This window comes from Candidatus Nitrosocaldus islandicus (genome assembly GCF_002906215.1).
Taxonomy (GTDB): Archaea; Thermoproteota; Nitrososphaeria; order Nitrososphaerales; family Nitrosocaldaceae; genus Nitrosocaldus; species Nitrosocaldus cavascurensis.
On the sequence record NZ_CP024014.1, the window covers coordinates 397,294 to 414,847 of the forward strand.

Annotated in this window: 16 protein-coding genes; 10 read left to right on the forward strand and 6 right to left on the reverse strand. The window is 43.4% G+C overall.

What is annotated here, in order from left to right:
- Window positions 1-3 precede the first annotated feature (3 nt).
- From CRG89_RS02155 to CRG89_RS02175, 5 genes are all read left to right on the forward strand, one after another.
- Window positions 4-3,369: a DNA-directed RNA polymerase subunit B gene (locus CRG89_RS02155; RefSeq protein ID WP_103286725.1), complete on the forward strand. Its 3,366-nt coding sequence runs from the start codon at window positions 4-6 to the stop codon at window positions 3,367-3,369.
- 4 nt (window positions 3,370-3,373) lie between these two features.
- Window positions 3,374-7,222 (forward strand): DNA-directed RNA polymerase subunit A', encoded by a 3,849-nt coding sequence (locus CRG89_RS02160; protein ID WP_103286726.1) that lies wholly within the window; start codon window positions 3,374-3,376, stop codon window positions 7,220-7,222.
- Between the two features lie 2 nt (window positions 7,223-7,224).
- A complete protein-coding gene (locus tag CRG89_RS02165; RefSeq protein WP_103286727.1) occupies window positions 7,225-7,539 on the forward strand; it encodes a ribosomal L7Ae/L30e/S12e/Gadd45 family protein in 315 nt (104 codons plus the stop codon).
- A gap of 86 nt (window positions 7,540-7,625) precedes the next feature.
- Window positions 7,626-7,862 carry a TIGR00304 family membrane protein gene (locus CRG89_RS02170; protein ID WP_103286728.1) on the forward strand — a complete coding sequence of 79 codons (237 nt, stop codon included), beginning with the start codon at window positions 7,626-7,628 and terminating at the stop codon, window positions 7,860-7,862.
- Window positions 7,859-8,383 (forward strand): hypothetical protein, encoded by a 525-nt coding sequence (locus CRG89_RS02175; RefSeq protein ID WP_103286729.1) that lies wholly within the window; start codon window positions 7,859-7,861, stop codon window positions 8,381-8,383. Before CRG89_RS02170 ends, CRG89_RS02175 begins: the two co-directional genes overlap by 4 nt.
- Window positions 8,384-8,423: 40 nt before the next feature.
- Here the strand turns inward: CRG89_RS02175 and CRG89_RS02180 are convergent, their stop codons facing one another.
- Entirely contained in the window at window positions 8,424-8,834 is a 411-nt protein-coding gene (locus CRG89_RS02180; protein WP_103286730.1) for a transcriptional regulator, read from the reverse strand.
- Between the two features lie 48 nt (window positions 8,835-8,882).
- Here CRG89_RS02180 and CRG89_RS02185 point away from each other — a divergent pair, with 48 nt between their 5' ends.
- From CRG89_RS02185 to CRG89_RS02205, 5 genes are all read left to right on the forward strand, one after another.
- Window positions 8,883-9,911, forward strand: a complete 1,029-nt coding sequence (locus tag CRG89_RS02185) for an asparagine synthase-related protein (protein ID WP_103286731.1) — start codon at window positions 8,883-8,885, stop codon at window positions 9,909-9,911.
- 45 nt (window positions 9,912-9,956) lie between these two features.
- Entirely contained in the window at window positions 9,957-10,751 is a 795-nt protein-coding gene (locus CRG89_RS02190) for an enoyl-CoA hydratase/isomerase family protein (protein ID WP_103286732.1), read from the forward strand.
- Between the two features lie 99 nt (window positions 10,752-10,850).
- Window positions 10,851-11,198, forward strand: a complete 348-nt coding sequence (gene erpA, locus CRG89_RS02195; RefSeq protein ID WP_103286733.1) for an iron-sulfur cluster insertion protein ErpA — start codon at window positions 10,851-10,853, stop codon at window positions 11,196-11,198.
- 446 nt (window positions 11,199-11,644) lie between these two features.
- Window positions 11,645-12,511, forward strand: a complete 867-nt coding sequence (locus CRG89_RS02200; RefSeq protein ID WP_103286734.1) for a hypothetical protein — start codon at window positions 11,645-11,647, stop codon at window positions 12,509-12,511.
- A gap of 385 nt (window positions 12,512-12,896) precedes the next feature.
- Window positions 12,897-13,436, forward strand: a complete 540-nt coding sequence (locus CRG89_RS02205; RefSeq protein WP_103286735.1) for a hypothetical protein — start codon at window positions 12,897-12,899, stop codon at window positions 13,434-13,436.
- Window positions 13,437-13,565: 129 nt separating this feature from the next.
- On the opposite strand, the gene CRG89_RS02210 is transcribed toward CRG89_RS02205, so the two are convergent.
- The 5 genes from CRG89_RS02210 to CRG89_RS02230 form a co-directional block, all read right to left on the reverse strand.
- The gene (locus CRG89_RS02210) at window positions 13,566-14,819 is read right to left on the reverse strand and encodes a Glu/Leu/Phe/Val family dehydrogenase (protein ID WP_103286736.1); all 1,254 of its coding nucleotides are present in this window, start codon (window positions 14,817-14,819) and stop codon (window positions 13,566-13,568) included.
- A 103-nt stretch (window positions 14,820-14,922) separates the two neighbouring features.
- Window positions 14,923-15,258 carry a twin-arginine translocase TatA/TatE family subunit gene (locus CRG89_RS02215; protein WP_158648664.1) on the reverse strand — a complete coding sequence of 112 codons (336 nt, stop codon included), beginning with the start codon at window positions 15,256-15,258 and terminating at the stop codon, window positions 14,923-14,925.
- 14 nt (window positions 15,259-15,272) lie between these two features.
- Complete coding sequence (gene purD, locus CRG89_RS02220) at window positions 15,273-16,574, reverse strand: phosphoribosylamine--glycine ligase (protein WP_103287877.1); 1,302 nt, start codon at window positions 16,572-16,574, stop codon at window positions 15,273-15,275.
- Window positions 16,575-16,628: 54 nt separating this feature from the next.
- Window positions 16,629-17,087 carry a peroxiredoxin gene (locus CRG89_RS02225; protein WP_103286738.1) on the reverse strand — a complete coding sequence of 153 codons (459 nt, stop codon included), beginning with the start codon at window positions 17,085-17,087 and terminating at the stop codon, window positions 16,629-16,631.
- Between the two features lie 51 nt (window positions 17,088-17,138).
- Entirely contained in the window at window positions 17,139-17,480 is a 342-nt protein-coding gene (locus tag CRG89_RS02230; RefSeq protein ID WP_103286739.1) for a hypothetical protein, read from the reverse strand.
- Between the last annotated feature and the right edge of the window lie 74 nt (window positions 17,481-17,554).

The following is a 17,554-nucleotide window of genomic DNA, read 5'->3' on the forward strand; positions in this document are numbered from 1 at the left end:
CATATGAGCACGTCAGCAACTACAATCAAGCATCAAGGCTTCTGGCCAATAATATACGATATCCTGACTAGGGAAGGTGTTGCTAAACAGCATCTCAACTCCTATAACGAGTTCATAGAGCGGGGGATACAGAGCATAATAGATGAGGTTGGGGAGATAGAGATAGAGAACCCAGAGTATCCATACAAGGTGAAACTTGGTAGGGTTAAGTTGCAGTATCCAAGGGTTACTGAGATAGATGGCTCTATAACATACGTAACCCCTATGGAGGCAAGGCTTAGGAACCTAACCTACTCAGCACCAATAATAGTTGAGTGCAGTATAGTGGAGGATGGCAGGATAGTTGAGACTAGAGGCATACATATAGGAGATCTACCAGTCATGGTCAAGTCGAACCTATGCGTGCTTCACAACATGTCTGAGAGCAAGCTCATAGAGGTTAATGAAGATCCTAGAGATCCAGGAGGCTACTTTATAATAAATGGATCAGAGCGTGTGATAGTTGGGCTGGAGGATCTATCCTACAACAAGATCATAGTTGATATAGAGGAGGTTAGCGGTGTTAAGGTACATACAGCAAAGATATACTCCTCAATAGTTGGCTATAGAACCAAGTTGGAACTAATAATGAAGCAGGATGGCTCTATAGTTGCAAGGATCTCAGGTTCTCCAGTTGATATCCCATTGGTTGTGTTGATGCGTGCATTAGGGTTAGAGACAGATAAGGAGATAGCAGATGCTGTATCGTTGAAGCCAGAGATTCAGGATGGGTTGGAGCCTTCATTTGAGAAGGCTGGGGAGGTTACAAGTACGAAGGAGGCAATAGATTACATAAGCAAGAGGATAGCACCAAACATGCTTGAGGAGTTCCAGTTGAAGAGGACTGAGAACCTCTTGGATTGGGGCCTGCTTCCACACCTTGGAAGGACTCCAGATAGCAGGCTTGACAAGGCGCTATTCATAGGTGAAGCTGCATGCAAACTCATAGAACTCAAGCTAGGATGGATAGATCCAGATGATAAGGATCACTATGGTAACAAGATGATAAAGTTTGCAGGTCAGATGCTTGCAGATCTATTCAGGACAGCATTCAGGAACCTTGTCAGGGATATGAAGTATCAACTTGAGCGCTCTGGTCAGAAGAGAGGCATAAATGCTGTCATGGCTGCTGTTAGACCTGGGATAATAACAGATAAACTCAACAATGCAATAGCAACTGGGAACTGGGGTAGAGGGAGGGTAGGAGTAACCCAACTACTCGATAGAACCAATTATCTCTCAACCATAAGCCATCTTAGGAGGATACAGTCACCATTGAGTAGGAGCCAGCCAAACTTCGAGGCTAGGGACCTTCATCCAACGCACTTTGGGAGGATATGCCCCAATGAGACCCCTGAGGGCTCTAACTGTGGGCTTGTGAAGAACCTTGCACTATCTGCAGTACTCTCTATAACTGTGCCAGCAGCAGAGGTGATAGAGATGCTTTATGAACATGGCGTGATCTACCATCAGGATGCTAGTGATGAGTTGAAGAGAGAAGGAAGCAAGGTCTTCGTTGATGGTAGGTTGATAGGCTTCGTTAAGAATGGAGAGGTATTGGCAAGTAAGTTAAGAGCATTGAGGAGGAGTGGGCAACTACATCCACATGTTGGTATATACTACTACAAGCCTAGGGTTGAGAAGGCTACAAGCAGGGTATACATAAGTTGTAATGCAGGAAGAGTGTTAAGACCACTTATAGTACTCAACAATGGCACGCATGGTATTACGGATGAGGTGTTGGAGAAGTTGAGGCGTAGGCTGCTATCATATGAGGATCTGCTCTACAAGGGCATGATAGAGTTGATAGATGCAAATGAGGAGGAGAACTGCTACATAGCATTGGATCCATCACAGATAACTGAGAAGCATACGCATCTTGAGATATTCCCTGCAGCTATGTTTGGGGTTGCAGCATCTATGATACCATACCCAGAGCATAACCAGTCTCCTAGGAATACATATGAATCAGCAATGGCAAAGCAGTCTCTAGGCTTCTCAACACCAATGATGAACTTCAACACATACGTTAGGCAGCACTTCCTTGCATATCCCCAAGTACCACTTGTTAGGACTAGAGCAATACCATTGCTAGGCATAGAGGAGAGACCAACTGGCACCAACTGTATAGTAGCAGTTCTACCATTTGAGGGCTATAACATAGAGGATGCTATAGTTGTTAACAAGGCATCTGTAGAGCGTGGTTTGGCAAGATCGTTCTTCTACAGGGTTTATGAGGCTGAGGCGAAGCAGTACCCTGGAGGTATGAAGGATAACTTTGAGATACCATCATCAGATGCAAACGTTAGAGGCTACAAGGGTGAGAAGTTCTATAGGCTGCTTGAGGCTGATGGTGTGGTTATGCAGGAGGCAGTTGTAAGTGGAGGTGATGTGCTTATAGGAAGGACAAGCCCACCAAGGTTCATGGAGGAGTACAAGGAGTTTGAGGTCAAGGGCCCATATAGAAGGGATACAAGTGTAAGCATGAGGCCATCAGAGACTGGTATTGTAGATACAGTGATAATGACCCAGTCAACCGAGGGTGGCAAACTCTACAAGGTTAGGGTTAGGGATATGCGTATACCTGAGATAGGTGACAAGTTTGCATCTAGGCATGGGCAGAAGGGTGTGATAGGTGTTCTTGCAAACCCTGAGGATCTTCCGTACACTGAGCAGGGTATAGTGCCAGATATTATAATAAACCCCCATGCATTCCCTTCAAGGATGACTGTAGGCCAGTTCATAGAGTCCATAACCGGCAAGGCAGCAGCCTTGGCAGGAAGGTTCATAGATGGAACAGCATTCTATGGTGAGAAGGTTGAGGATGTAAAGGCTATACTTGAGAGTTATGGGTTCAAGTACACTGGCAAAGAAGTTATGTACGATGGGAGGACTGGTAAGAGGTACCCTGCTGAGATATTCATAGGAGTTGTGTACTATCAGAAACTTCACCATATGGTTTCAGATAAGATGCATTCAAGGGCAAGGGGTCAGGTACAGATGCTTACAAAGCAGCCAACTGAGGGAAGGGCAAGGGGAGGAGGCTTGAGGTTTGGTGAGATGGAGAGGGACTGTCTGATAGGTTATGGTGCTGCTATGCTCCTAAAGGATAGGCTTCTGGAGGAGTCTGATAAGACAGAGGTATATGTGTGTGAGCGTTGTGGTCTAATAAGTTATTATGATGCAAAGCAGAGACGATACGTGTGCAGGATATGTGGTGAGAAGGCTAGGGTATCATCAGTAACTATAGCGTATGCATTCAAACTACTCCTGCAGGAGATAATGAGCCTCAACATACTCCCAAGATTGATCCTCAAGGAGAAGGTGTAGGCATATGAGTGTTGCAGCAGAGGAGGTTACAAAGGTTATAGCAGGTATAAAGTTTGCTGTATGGTCACCAAGCGAGATAAGAAAGTACTCTGTAGCAGAGATAACAGCACCAGAGACATATGATGAGGATGGATTGCCAGTGCAGGGAGGACTCATGGATAGCAGGTTAGGCATACTTGAGCCTGGTCAGAAGTGTGCTACATGTGGTAATACATCTGCTAGATGTCCAGGGCACTTTGGGCATATAGAGTTGGCTGAACCAGTACTCCACATATCGTTTGTTGATGATATCCATCTCTTGCTTCAGGTTACATGCAGAGGATGCTCTAGGCTCAAACTATCATCTGATGAGATTGCTGAGTACAAGGCAAGGTTGAACAGTGGGGAGATACATACACAGTTGGTCGTTGAGAGGATAAAGGATGAACTCATAGAGAAGGCCAAGAAGGCAAAGACATGCCCTCACTGTGGCAAGGAGCAGTATGAGATAGTCTTTGTAAAGCCAACAACATTCTACGAGAAGACTGAGAATGGGGAGGAGAATAGGCTACTCCCTATAGCGATAAGGGATAGGCTTATCAATATACCTGATGATGATCTAAGGCTTCTAGGCTACAACCCAGAGACTGCAAGACCAGAGTGGTTCGTCCTCCAAGTTCTACCAGTGGCACCTGTTACAGTCAGACCATCAATAATACTTGAGACTGGTATGAGGTCTGAGGATGATCTTACGCACAAGCTGGTTGATATAATAAGGGTTAACCAGAGGCTTAAGGAGAGTAAGGAGGCAGGTACACCACCACTAATAGTGCAGGATCTTGTTGATCTACTCCAGTACCATGTAACAACATACTTCGATAACGAGGTATCTGGCATACCACAAGCCCATCATAGATCTGGGAGGCCATTGAAGACCCTCTCGCAGAGGCTTAAGGGTAAGGAGGGGAGGTTCAGAGGCAGTCTATCAGGCAAGAGGGTTGACTTTGCTGGAAGGACTGTCATCTCACCAGATCCAAACCTTGATATATCAGAGGTTGGTGTGCCAGAGGAGATAGCAAAGAAGTTAACTATACCTGAGGTTGTATCCCCATGGAATATTGATAGGCTTAGAGCATTGATAATGAATGGGCCAAACAAGCATCCTGGAGCAAACTACATAATTAGGCCTGATGGTGTGAAGATAAGGCTTGATTATGTAGCAGATAGAAGCACACTTGCAGAGTCTTTAGCCCCAGGGTTCATAGTTGAGAGGCATCTCATGGATGGTGATATAGTGATATTCAACAGGCAGCCATCACTGCACAGGATATCCATAATGGCCCATCTGGTCAAGGTATTGCCATACAGAACATTCAGGCTACACCCATCTGTATGCCCGCCATACAATGCTGACTTTGATGGTGATGAGATGAACCTCCATGTCCCTCAGAGCGTTGAGGCTAGGGCAGAGGCAAAGATACTCATGCAGGTTCATGATCAGTTGATATCCCCTAGGTATGGAGGCCCCATAATAGGAGGAATAAGGGACTTCATAACAGCAGCGTACCTACTCACAAAGGATGATACAGTGCTAAGCAGGGAGGAGTTTGTTAATCTAGCATTCATAGGAGGTATAAAGCATGACCTCTCAGCACTAATAGGCAATAGTGATGGTAGTAGGTATACTGGTAAGCAGCTGTTCTCCCTCCTCCTACCAAAGGACTTCAACTACACCTTGATATCAAAGTGGATGAAGAGTGCAAAGACAAGCAAGCAGCCAGATGTGATAATAAAGAATGGCATGTTGCTTAGTGGTGTTATAGACAAGGCATCAATAGGAGCAGAGGAGCCAGACAGCATACTGCATAGATTAGCCAAAGACTATGGTACATCATTTGCAAGGTCCTTCCTTAACTCACTCTTCAGGATACTAACCCACTTCATAACACACTATGGCTTCAGTTACGGCTACGATGATCTCCTGCTACCTGAGGATGCAAGGAAGGAGATAGATAACATAATAAAGAGTGCGTATGAGAAGGTTTATGATCTTATAAGGCAGTATAGAGAAGGTACACTCCAGCCCATAAGAGGATTATCGCCAGAGGAGACACTAGAACTGCAGATAGTAAATGAACTCTCTAGGGCAAGGGATAGAGCAGGTAGAACAGCAGATAGATCGCTCCCAGATAGCAATGCTGGGGTTATAATGGCAAGTACTGGGGCTAGAGGCTCAACACTCAACATAGGGCAGATGACTGCAATACTTGGTCAGCAGTCAATAAGAGGGAAGAGGATAGAGAGAGGGTATCAGAGGAGAGCATTACCCCACTTCCTTCCAGATGATATAAATCCTGATGCAAAGGGCTTTGTAAAGTCAAACTTCAGGGATGGGTTGAATCCATTGGAGTTCTTCTTCCATGCAATGGGAGGTAGGGAAGGGCTTGTTGATACTGCTGTAAGGACGCAGCAGAGCGGGTATCTGCAGAGGAGGCTAATAAATGCAATGGAGCATCTAAGGATAGAGTACGATCATACAGTTAGGGACTCATTTGGCAATGTAGTGCAGTTTGTGTATGGAGAGGATAGTATAGACCCAGCAAAGAGTGACCATGGTAGTGCTGTTAACATAGAGAGGCTTGTTAATGCACAGGCACTTATAGAGGAAGGAGAGAAGGAGAAGGCAAGTGATGAGGAGATAGGTAGAATAGTTGATGGATATGCTAGCATGCTCAACCCAAGCATAGTGGATATGCTTAAGCATGAGTTGATGAAGGTTAGACTAAGCAGGGATGGAGTAGAGAAGGTATGCAAACATGTTGTAGAACTCTTTGAGAAGGCTAGGGCAGAACCAGGAGAGGCTATAGGTATAGTTGCTGCACAATCAATAGGAGAGCCTGGTACACAGATGACCCTTAGGACATTCCACTTTGCTGGTATAAAGGAGAGGAATGTAACCCTAGGATTGCCAAGGCTCATAGAGTTGTTAGATGCAAGGAAGAAGCCAGAGACACCAACCATGGACATATACCTATTGCCAGAATATGCAAGGTCAAGGGAGAGTGCACTTCAAGTAGCAAGGAACATACTCTTCACAAAGCTCAACGATCTTGTTGAGAGCGCTGAGGTTGATGTTGATGGTGCACTCCATCTAGTTCTTGATTCAAGGAAGATGGAGGAGAGAGGGTGCGATATTGATACCATAGTTAATGCACTCAAGTCATCCAAGAAGAAGCTTAACGTTAGTGTTGATGGTAGCAGTATGATAACTATAAGACCCCCTGCAGGAGCAGATGCTAGAACTATGAACACACTCAAGGGAAAGATACTGAACACAAAGATAAAGGGCATACCTGAGATAGAGCGTGTAACTGTAGTTAAGCAGGGCGATGAGTGGGTTATACAGACTGCAGGCTCAAACCTGCAGAAGGTCCTTGATGTTGATGGAGTTGATCCTACTAGAACAACAACAAACAACATATATGAGATAGCAAACGTGCTTGGCATAGAGGCTGCTAGGACAGCACTTGTAAAGGAGATAATGAATACACTGGAGGAGCAGGGTCTGGAGGTTGATATAAGGCATATAATGCTTGTTGCTGATGTAATGACAAGCAAGGGGATGCTCCAGCAGATAGGTAGGCATGGTGTTGCTGGAACCAAGACTAGTGTACTTGCAAGGGCAGCATTCGAGATAACGGTTCCAACTATAGCAGAGGCAGCACTCAAAGGGGAGATAGAACCCCTTAAGGGTGTTACAGAGAATGTTATAGTTGGTTCAACTGTGCCTGTAGGTACTGGCATGGTTGATCTGTACATGAAGGTTGGTAATGGTTCAGCCTCAGTAGCATCCTCAGATGCAGAAGGTGGTTAGTTATGAGCAAGCTAATAGCAAAGATAGTTAGAAATGCAATGGCAAGCAATTCGTGCAGGATAGGTAGCAGGGAGGTGCTGAAGGATATAAACAATGCCAAACTCATCATATGCTCCAGATCAGTAAGCAGAGATGTGGTTGAGAGGTTAAGGAGTAATGGAAACAGTTCAGCATACATCTACAATATAGATAAGAACTCTATGGAGTTGGGGAGGCTCTGTGGCAAACCGTTCAGGATATCCATTATATCGGTTATGGATGTAAGCAAGGAGGATCTAGATGCTCTAATTGCTGAGGCTAATACACAGGGCAGGTAAGGAGGAGCATTAACCAATCGAATCCTCATTTTTATTTATTTTGGTTAGATTAGTAATAAATAGCAGATCAACTAATCTATAGTATTATGGTTATGGATGCAAGGCTGTTGGTGTTTATTGGCTTTGCATTGGTACTAATAGGCATGATCATCGTAGCATTTGCCATGCTTCGTAGGGCAGGTTCATTACAGGGAAGATCTATGGGGTTCATACTTCTAGGACCAATACCAATAGTCTGGCAGGGTTCTAGGTCTCTACTACTCATAGTACCAATAGCACTACTCATAGCAATCATCTTCTTCATCATGGTGAGTATGAGATGAGCTCTAGGGTTAGATGTTACATATGTGATGGTATAGCCATAGATCACTGCAGTATATGCAAGAGACCAGTATGCTCTATTTGTATGGGTGATGATGGTGTATGCAAGAGGTGTGCATTGATTTATGATGTTGATGATGATGATGAGCATGATATAGCCATGATGAGGGATGGGAGAAGTAGTAGTAGTGATAGCAAGGATGTATTCAGGATAGGCTATACAGCACTGAGGGATGTAGTAGATATACCAATGCTCATAGTTGGAATATCAATAATAATAGTAGGAATGCTTCTCATCTCATACGCATCCATGAGTGTAAGCCAGATGCAGGGGCAGGGAGAAGGGCTTAATGGCGCAACAGATGCAGGTAGAGGGGGTGGAGGCATAGTTGTGATCTTCCCCTTCCCATTCGTTGTACTTGTACCAGATGCTGGTATACTTGCACTAGTGCTGCTGCTAGTCATACTTGTACCGTTTGTACTCTTCTTCCTCCTCATGAGGAGAGGGCTTAGGATATCCTAAGCCATATAATTTAATTTATACACTATAGTTTAACTATAGATCAGGCTCTCAGCCCTTCTCTTAACGTATCCTCACATGCCTTGCATATATCCTTATCTATGCTCTTCTCTATAGCATGATGTATATCGCATATTAGCAGGCTATGCCTTATGTAGTTGAGTAGGCCTATGTACTTTGCCATTGTAGATGGCATGAATGCTCTGTTAGTGGCAAGTTCATTACTTATCTCATCTATCCTCCTAACTACTGTAGGCTCACTCATGAGCCTCTTTGCAAGTTCAGCATCCCCTCTCGTACCCCTTATATAGTTGCTCACTGCAGCCTGAGTTATCCCTAGGAGCTTTGCAACATCCTCTTCCTTCATATTGTACTCATTAACAAGCCTCCTAGATATTATTGCCCTTATTGCGGGGATCAGCGATCTCGACTCTATCTCTGAAGGGAGTAGCACACCATCTATATCGTCACAATTTATATAAATATTCCTCTACGCTATCTCATGTATCCAGCAGGTTCCAATGATACATATCATACCATATGCAGCAGGTTGATGGAGATACTCAAGAGCAGCATATACAGACATGTTAGCAGTACTAGCATCCCATCTGCCAGTAAAGCAGTGCTGTTATCTGGAGGCTTGGATAGTAGCATAATTGCTGCACTAGCATCAAGTATTGATAAGGCTAAGGATGTAATCGCTATATGTGTAGGCCATGAAGGTTCTCAAGATATCAAGTATGCTAGAATGGTTGCAGAGAGGTTAAGGATGAGGTTACTCATCAAGTCTATAAGCATGGATGAGATGCTTAGTATAGCAAGAGAGGTTATAAGAGTTATGCACTCATTCGACCCAATGGAGGTTAGGAACTCCATAGTGCTATACGCTGCAATGAAGGAGTTAAGAGAATATGGCTTAAGGCATGTAATAACAGGCGATGGGTGCGATGAGATATTCGCTGGTTACTCATACATGCTTAGCATGAGTTATGAGCAGTTGGAGCATGAACTTGCAAGGCTTGAGAGGATAATGCACTTCTCTTCCATAGCAATAGCAGAAGATCTTGGCATGAGTGTATCCTTACCATATCTAGATGTATTAGATTATGCTAAGAGCATACCAGTGAGGCTAAAGGTTAATGAGTATGAGGGTAAGAGGTATGGCAAGTTCATACTACGGTTATGTTTTGAGCATCTTCTAGGCAAGGATATAGCATGGAGGGTAAAGATGCCAATGGAGCAGGGAGCAAATACAAGCATATTAAGCAGTTATCTTGCCTCCATGGTTGGCGATGAGTACCTTGCAAGGAGGAGCAAGGATTACCTTGATGGTGATAGGGTTAGGATAAGGAGCAAGGAGCATCTCTACTACTATGAGATATATAGAGCGATGTTTGGTGCACCATACCTGATGGATTGTGGAAGCAGTAGAGATAGGGCAAGGTGTAGTGAGTGCAGTGCATGCATAAGCAATGATGCAAGGTTCTGTAGAGTATGTGGTGCATTCCCCATAACACCTATACCAGTGTAAATAGATGAGTGCAAAGTTTATTTGCTCATGGCTTATGGAAATACCATGGCATCATCACAGCCAACAAATCAGCAGCAACAGCAACAGTACATACTTGTAGAGAAGAGGGATGATGGTATAGCAATAGTAAGGATAAATAGGCAGGAGAAGTTGAATGCAATGAACCTAGATGTTATAGCACAGTTGAGCAGTGCAATGGATAACCTTGCAAGTGATGAGCAGGTAAAGGCTGTTATAGTAACTGGTACAGGGGAGAAGGCATTCTCTGCTGGCGCAGATATAGAGTATATGAGCAAGATATCTCCTCTAGAGGCTGAGGAGTATGCTAGGAGAGGACATGCAGCGATGAGCAAGATAGAGAACCTTAACAAGCCAGTGATAGCAGCAGTTAATGGTTATGCTCTAGGAGGAGGATGCGAGCTTGCTTTAGCATGTGATATAAGGATAGCAAGCAAGAATGCTGTGCTAGCGCAGCCAGAGGTTGGGCTAGGGATATGTCCAGGATGGGGAGGTACACAAAGGCTAGCAAGGATAGTTGGGGTAGCAAGAGCAAAGGAACTTATATTCACTGGCAGAAGGGTTAATGCTGAAGAGGCGTTAAGTATAGGGTTGGTTAACAAGGTTGTAGAGTTGCCTCAACTCCTTGATGAGTCTATTGCAATGGCAAAGGAGATAGCAAAGAACAGTACTCTAGCAGTGAGGGTATCAAAGATGCTTATAAACAGAGGGGTAGAGAGCGATATAAACACTGGTCTTGCACTTGAACTATGGGGTTGGAGCCTCTGCTTCACACACCCAGATAGAGTAGAGAGGATGAACAGGTTCCTGCAGAAGAGGTAGAAACAGCCTAGATTAATATGCTCGCCCATTATTATTATTTTTGTTTGATCTATGTTACTAAAGTAAAGCTTATTATATTGTATAAGTATAGATGAGGGTATGGAGAAGAGTATTCAAAGGCTGATAGTATTAACACCAAAGGCTGCAGAGAAGGTTAAAGAGTTCATGAAGCAGGAGGGTAGGGATGATCTATACCTTAGGGTATATGTTGCTGGTGGTGGTTGTGCTGGTCTCTCATATGGTATGGGCTTTGAGGAGAAACCTTCAGAGGATGATATAATCTTGGAGGAGCATGGTGTTAAGATACTTGTAGACTCTTACAGCTCCAACTACCTTAAGGGTAGCGAGATAGACTATATAGAGAGCCTCATGGGTGCTGGCTTCAAGATAAACAATCCTAACGTAGTAAGGAGTTGTGCTTGTGGTCACTCATTCAGCACAGAGTAAGTAGCAGAGAGAAGGAAGGATAATAGGCTATATAGCATAACTTCTAGATCAAGGAACATCCTATTATTTATTCTAAATGCTTAATGATCCATACTGCTTTGTTGCACAACTTGAAATCAAGTATGCACCGATATAGGCTATAGATGAGCATATTCCATAAATCTAGCATAGTCAATAATGCTAATTATGTTAAGGAATGGCGATATCTAGTTATGCAACAAAGCAATTTTTGTCCTGTTTTTATATAAGAATTATAATGATTTAGGGGTTCTGAACCTGTTTGAGTTTAAAACACTTGTTTCAGGAGCATAGTAATACCCTTCTATCTGTGCCTCGAAGAACAATGAATTAGGAATAAAATCTAGTACCAAGATAACCATTCCTAGATATGAGAATTTGGTAGATTATTTAAATTATGAATATCTTATTAATACATATGAGCATGTATGACAAACGGTAGTATTGTTAGAGGTAGTTGGTCAAGGAGGTTCATGATGGCAGCAATAATACAAGCAGTAATACTATTGCTTATAGTCTCTACAGCTATCGCTCCTTACAATTCATATGCTCAGGATATTAGCATGCATGATGAGGATCTAACTCTTATAGTGAACATAGAGGCGAGTAGAGGGCATCTCATGCAGGCTTTAAATAACAAGAGTATAGGCAATGATAATGGGGCTATTGCCCATGCAGGACATCCTGCAGCAGAGCATCTAGACAAGATAGCCCCCATTATAGAGAAGAGGAATCCTGAACTGATAAATGAGTTGAGGGATAAACTTACAAGACTTCCATCCAAGGTACCAGCAATATCATATGAAGAGTTGAGGGCAGAGATAGATGCTATAGATGCGCTTTTCGAGAATGCATCAAACCTTATAAGTGATGAGAATAAGGGCAGTGTACAGTTCTGGTTTGAAGTTATGAAGATGCTACTTGAGCATACAGAGGAGGAGTATGAGGAGGGTGTCGAGGAGGAAGGTACTGTAAGCAATATCATAGAGTATGAGGATGCACAAGCATTCATAGTTAGAGCAGAGCATGTATTCACAACTAAGGTAAAGGATAGCATAAGTTCAGATACAAGTGTAGTTATAGAGCGCTTCTTCAACGATGTAAAGATGGCTATGGATGAGAAGCGTTCTGCAGATAGAATAAAGGAACTGGTAGATGGTATAATGCCAGTCATACCAGAGTTCCCTATCAATCTCATGCTAATACTAGTTGGTGTAGTTGCATTAACAATAATGATTGGTAGAGTACTTATGCCTATTAAGGCAACAGTATACAATGGGTATAGCAACAGATAGCAACACCATTGGCTAGAGATCTCTCTTATCTTTCTCCTTCTCTTTATTTTATGTAATTATATGAGTTTGAAAGACTTCGTTACAGTTGCCAGAGCATTTCAATTAATGAGAGCACTATTTGCTGAGGAGTGTACACTCTCTGTAGAGTTCCTTGCTTTGTTGCATGACTCAAACTGATTACTATATATCTTGCTTTGCACAACTTGAAATCAAGTATGCACCAATATAGGCTATAGATGAGCATATTCCATAAATCTAGCATAGTCAATAATGCTATTATGTTAAGGAATGGCTATATCCTCTAGTTATGCAACAAATCAATCCATACTACTATTTACGCTATAATAGGATAAAACCTATTAATGAGATTGTAGAAATCATATACATGAGTAGTGTAGAGGATGAGCCAAAGGATGTTATGGTGCTAAGTGCTATAGCCAAAGGTTACAATACAGAGGAGAAGATAGCAAAGGCTACAGGGTTATCAGCATTCGATGTAGCCATGATAGTTGAGAGGTTGATCCTCCATGGCCTTATAGTTAAGAAGGAGAAGAAGGGTTTTCTAGGCAAGAGGAAGGTTGAGTTAACGATGACGGAGAAGGGCACTAGGGAGTTGCAGGAGCGAAGATTCGAGTTGGAGCAGAGATGGCAGAGGATGGTTATGCTTGCTGAACAAGGGAAGAAGCAGGAGTTCGAGAGGGAAGCGCTATCTATGAGGAGTTGGATACCTATAATGCTCTTCATGGGCATAATGGATATGATGATGTGGATGACCATGCTCAACATGATGAACCTTGCTGCACAGGATTACATGCCAGAGCAGGTACCTGATGCTGGTGCTGGAAGTGGAGGTGGAGATATGGGAGGAGATGCTGGAGAGGGAGGAGGTTGGGATTGGGGAGACTTTGGCGATGTTAATATATGAGTATGCAGAGAGATGTAGCAGTAAACACAAATAAAAGATAGATATGTTAGATCCTTATCTATAGGATGAGAATGCATCACCTTACACTATATCATCGGGCTTGTATTGCTACTCTGCAGTGTATTGCTATTACGGCCATATCCCTCTAGCCTTTATTGCATCAACAACTCTGTTAACTGCAAGTACCATGCTACCCTTGCGCATATCAACCTTGTACTCCTCTGCCGTTCTATACACATCGTTGAATGCTGTGACCATCTTACCTTCTAGCATATCATGCACCTTCTCATAGCTCCAGTAATCCCTTGTTAGGTTCTGAACCCACTCAAAGTAACTTACTGTTACACCTCCAGCATTTGCAAGTATATCTGGAACTACTAACTTGCCTTTCTTGAATAGGATCTCATCAGCCTCTGGAGTAGTAGGCCCATTTGCAGCCTCTGCAACCATCTTTGCCTTTATATTCTCAGCGTTATCCTTTGTTATCTGATTCTCATACGCTGCTGGTACAAGTATATCACACTCCAACTCAAGTAACTCCTTGTTTGTTATCTCCCTTGCATTCCTGAACCCTCTAACCATGCCTGTCCTTGTCTTATGCTCTATTAGTGCTTCAACATCCAACCCATCCTTCCCATCGTAGAATATACCTCCTTTTGAGTCGCTAACAGCAATTATACTTGCACCCATCTGCTTAAGGAACTTTGCAGCATAGGTTCCTGCATTCCCAAATCCTTGTATCACAACCCTTGCGCTCTTCAGATCTACGTTGAGCTTCTTTGCTCCTTCCCTTACGCAGAATGCAACTCCAAGGCCAGTAGCCTCCGTCCTCCCCTTTGAGCCTCCTATGTTCAATGGCTTGCCAGTTATCACACCTGGACTTATGCTTCCCTTCAACGCACTATACGTATCCATAATCCATGCCATCTCTCTAGGTCCTGTGTAGACATCTGGCGCAGGTATATCCACGTATGGCCCTATGATATCAGAGATCATGTATGCATACCTCCTACTCAACCTCTCAAGCTCATGCTCGCTCATGCTCTTAGGGTCACAGGCTATGCCTCCCTTTCCTCCTCCAAATGGTACATCAACTATTGCACACTTCCATGTCATCCACATTGCTAATGCCTTAACCTCATCAAGCGTTACTTGTGGATGGTACCTTATGCCACCTTTGTATGGGCCTCTTGCATCGTTATGCTGCACTCTATGCCCTATGAAGACCTTAACCCTGCCATCATCCATCCTAACAGGGATGGATACTGTGAGCACTCTCTTTGGTGTTCTAAGCACTTCATGCATCCCCTCATCTAGATGCATTATCCTTGCTGCCTCATCCAACTGTTTCAGTGCATTCTCGAATGGATTTATATCTGACATACATGCAGGTGTAAGTTGCTAATAAATAAAGCTTCCTAAGGGATGTGAAGAAGTATTATGTGATATTATGGGGATGTTTGCAATTAAGGTTATTATAAAAATATTACTTGCTGTTTAGCCTCTCATGCAATAGCCTCCTCAACTCATCATCGCTCACTCCATTGGGATCTATACCCAATGCCCTTGCTACAGCCTCCAACTTCTCCCTCTCGCTACTTACTGGACCCTTTATGGGTATAGTTAAGCCTATACTTGTGTTGGTATTGGTATTAGCATTCATCCTATCAAGTTCCCTCCTTATACTTGCCCTTGCCCTCTCATACTCTCCAACTGCCTTACCTATGCTCCTTCCTAAACTTGGTAGATGCTTGCTCCCAACTATGAGTATGAGGAAGAGAAGTACTATGATTATCCACTCACTTCCTCCTATGTTAATCATCAAAAGATAACAACTCATCTATTCAATAAATACCTTAACGCTCTCTTCCCTATATCCCTTCTGTAATGCATCCCTTCCCAGTGTACTCTATTAACTGCAGAATAGACCTTCTCTATAGCCTCCTTCATATCACTACCTAATGCTACTATGCTTAGAACCCTGCCTCCATCTGTTACTATTCTACCATCATCTGTAACCTTTGTACCTGCATGGAATACAAGATGATCACCATTGCTGTACATACTATTAAGATCATCAAGCCCTGTTATGACCTTGCCCGTCTCATACGCATTAGGATAACCTTTAGATGCTAGCACTACACATACTGCTACCCTCTCATCCCATACCATATCCTCAGCCTGGTCTAGAGTACCATCTATGCAGTGCTCAACATAATAGATAAGATCAGATCTAAGCCTTGGAAGTATAACCTGTGTCTCTGGATCACCAAGCCTTACATTGAACTCTAGAACATATGCTTTATCACCAACAAGCATAAGCCCAGCGTATAGGAAGCCCTTGAACTCAACACCATCATGCCTTAACCCATCTATAGCCTTCTGCATTATATTACGCATTATCCACTCATGCATCTTACCATCTATGATAGGGTTGGGGGAGTATGCACCCATGCCACCAGTGTTTGGACCCTCATCGTTATCATATACCCTCTTGTGATCTTGGCTTGTTGCCAATGGTATGATACGCTTTCCATCACTCATGCATATGAAGGATACCTCCTCCCCGTAGAGCCTCTCCTCCAGCACTATTCTATTACCAGCATCACCAAATACCCTATCCTTCATGATCATATCTACTGCGTTGTATGCTTCAGCCTTGCTACTACACACTACTACACCCTTCCCAGCAGCAAGCCCATCTGCCTTAACTACAACATCATCCCTCTTGCTCCTTGCAATGTAATCCTTTGCAGCCTCTGGCTCATCAAAAACCTTGAACTCTGCTGTTGGTATACCATGCCTCTTCATGAACTCCTTTGCCCATACCTTGCTACTCTCCAACCTTGCTGCATCCCTACTTGGGCCAAGTATCCTTAGACCATTACCTTTGAATAGATCTACTATGCCCATTGCCAATGGCTCCTCAGGTCCAACTATGGTTAAGCATTCATGCTCCATCGCAAACCTCAAGAGTCTATCGTGCTCCTTGATCCCTATGCCTAGATTCTCATAGCCAGCAAGCCTTGTGCCACCATTACCAGGAGCAAAGAATACCTTCTCAACCTTACTACTGTTGGCAACCTTCCAGCCTATGGCATGCTCCCTTGCACCAGAGCCAAGCACAAGTACATTCATCTTCACACCACCACAATGGTACAACATACATATAATAAATCAACTTCATCATAACTACTGTAGCTTCTTGAGCATATCTATAACATCATCTGCATGGCTCTTAACATCGACTCTATTCATTATATGCCTTATCACCCCATCCCTATCTATTATGAAGGTTACCCTTCTTGCCCTCCCTTTCTCCTCATTGAATACTCCATACGCCTTGCTTATGCTATTATCTGCATCGCTAACCAGTGGGAAGTTCAGCCCATACTTTGCTGCAAACCTCTTGTGAGACTCTAGATCATCACTGCTTATGCCTATAACCTCTGCACCTAGAGCCCTTATCCTCTCCATACTATCCTTAATGCCTATTGACTGTACTGTACATCCTGGGGTCATATCCTTTACATAGAAGTAGAGTACTACACTCTTGCCTTTGTAGTTGCTGAGCCTTATCCTACCCTGTGTAGATTCTGCAGTGAAGTCTGGAGCAGGAGAACCCACACCTATACTTGCTCCATCACCCATAACATATCACCTTCCTTGTTGTTGCTTGCTTACTGCAAGATAAAAGTCTAACTAACAATCATTATCCTTGGTTACCTGCTTATACATCATATCTATCAATGCTCTTATGAAGCCATCGTACTCATCATCATTAAAATGCACCTCATCAACCATCTCTCTAACCTCTGCTATCTCAACAGCCTTCAGATGGTAGCATGAAGCCTTCCCTTCTCCCCTTTCTTCTATTGCTACTGCCCTTGCCCTAAAGTAGTAATCTTTGCATGTACAGTAATCTGGGGGACGAATCCAGTACTCATGCCTATTGCCCACAACAGTCCAGATCCTTCTATTACTGGGCATGAATACATGTAACTTGACAGCCTTTCTACACGCTATCCTCTCTGCCCTTTCCATACACTTCTTGCCTTATCTAATGTTTAGCATATATGTATGATTAATCCTTTACCATCAGTTGATGGATGTGTTAT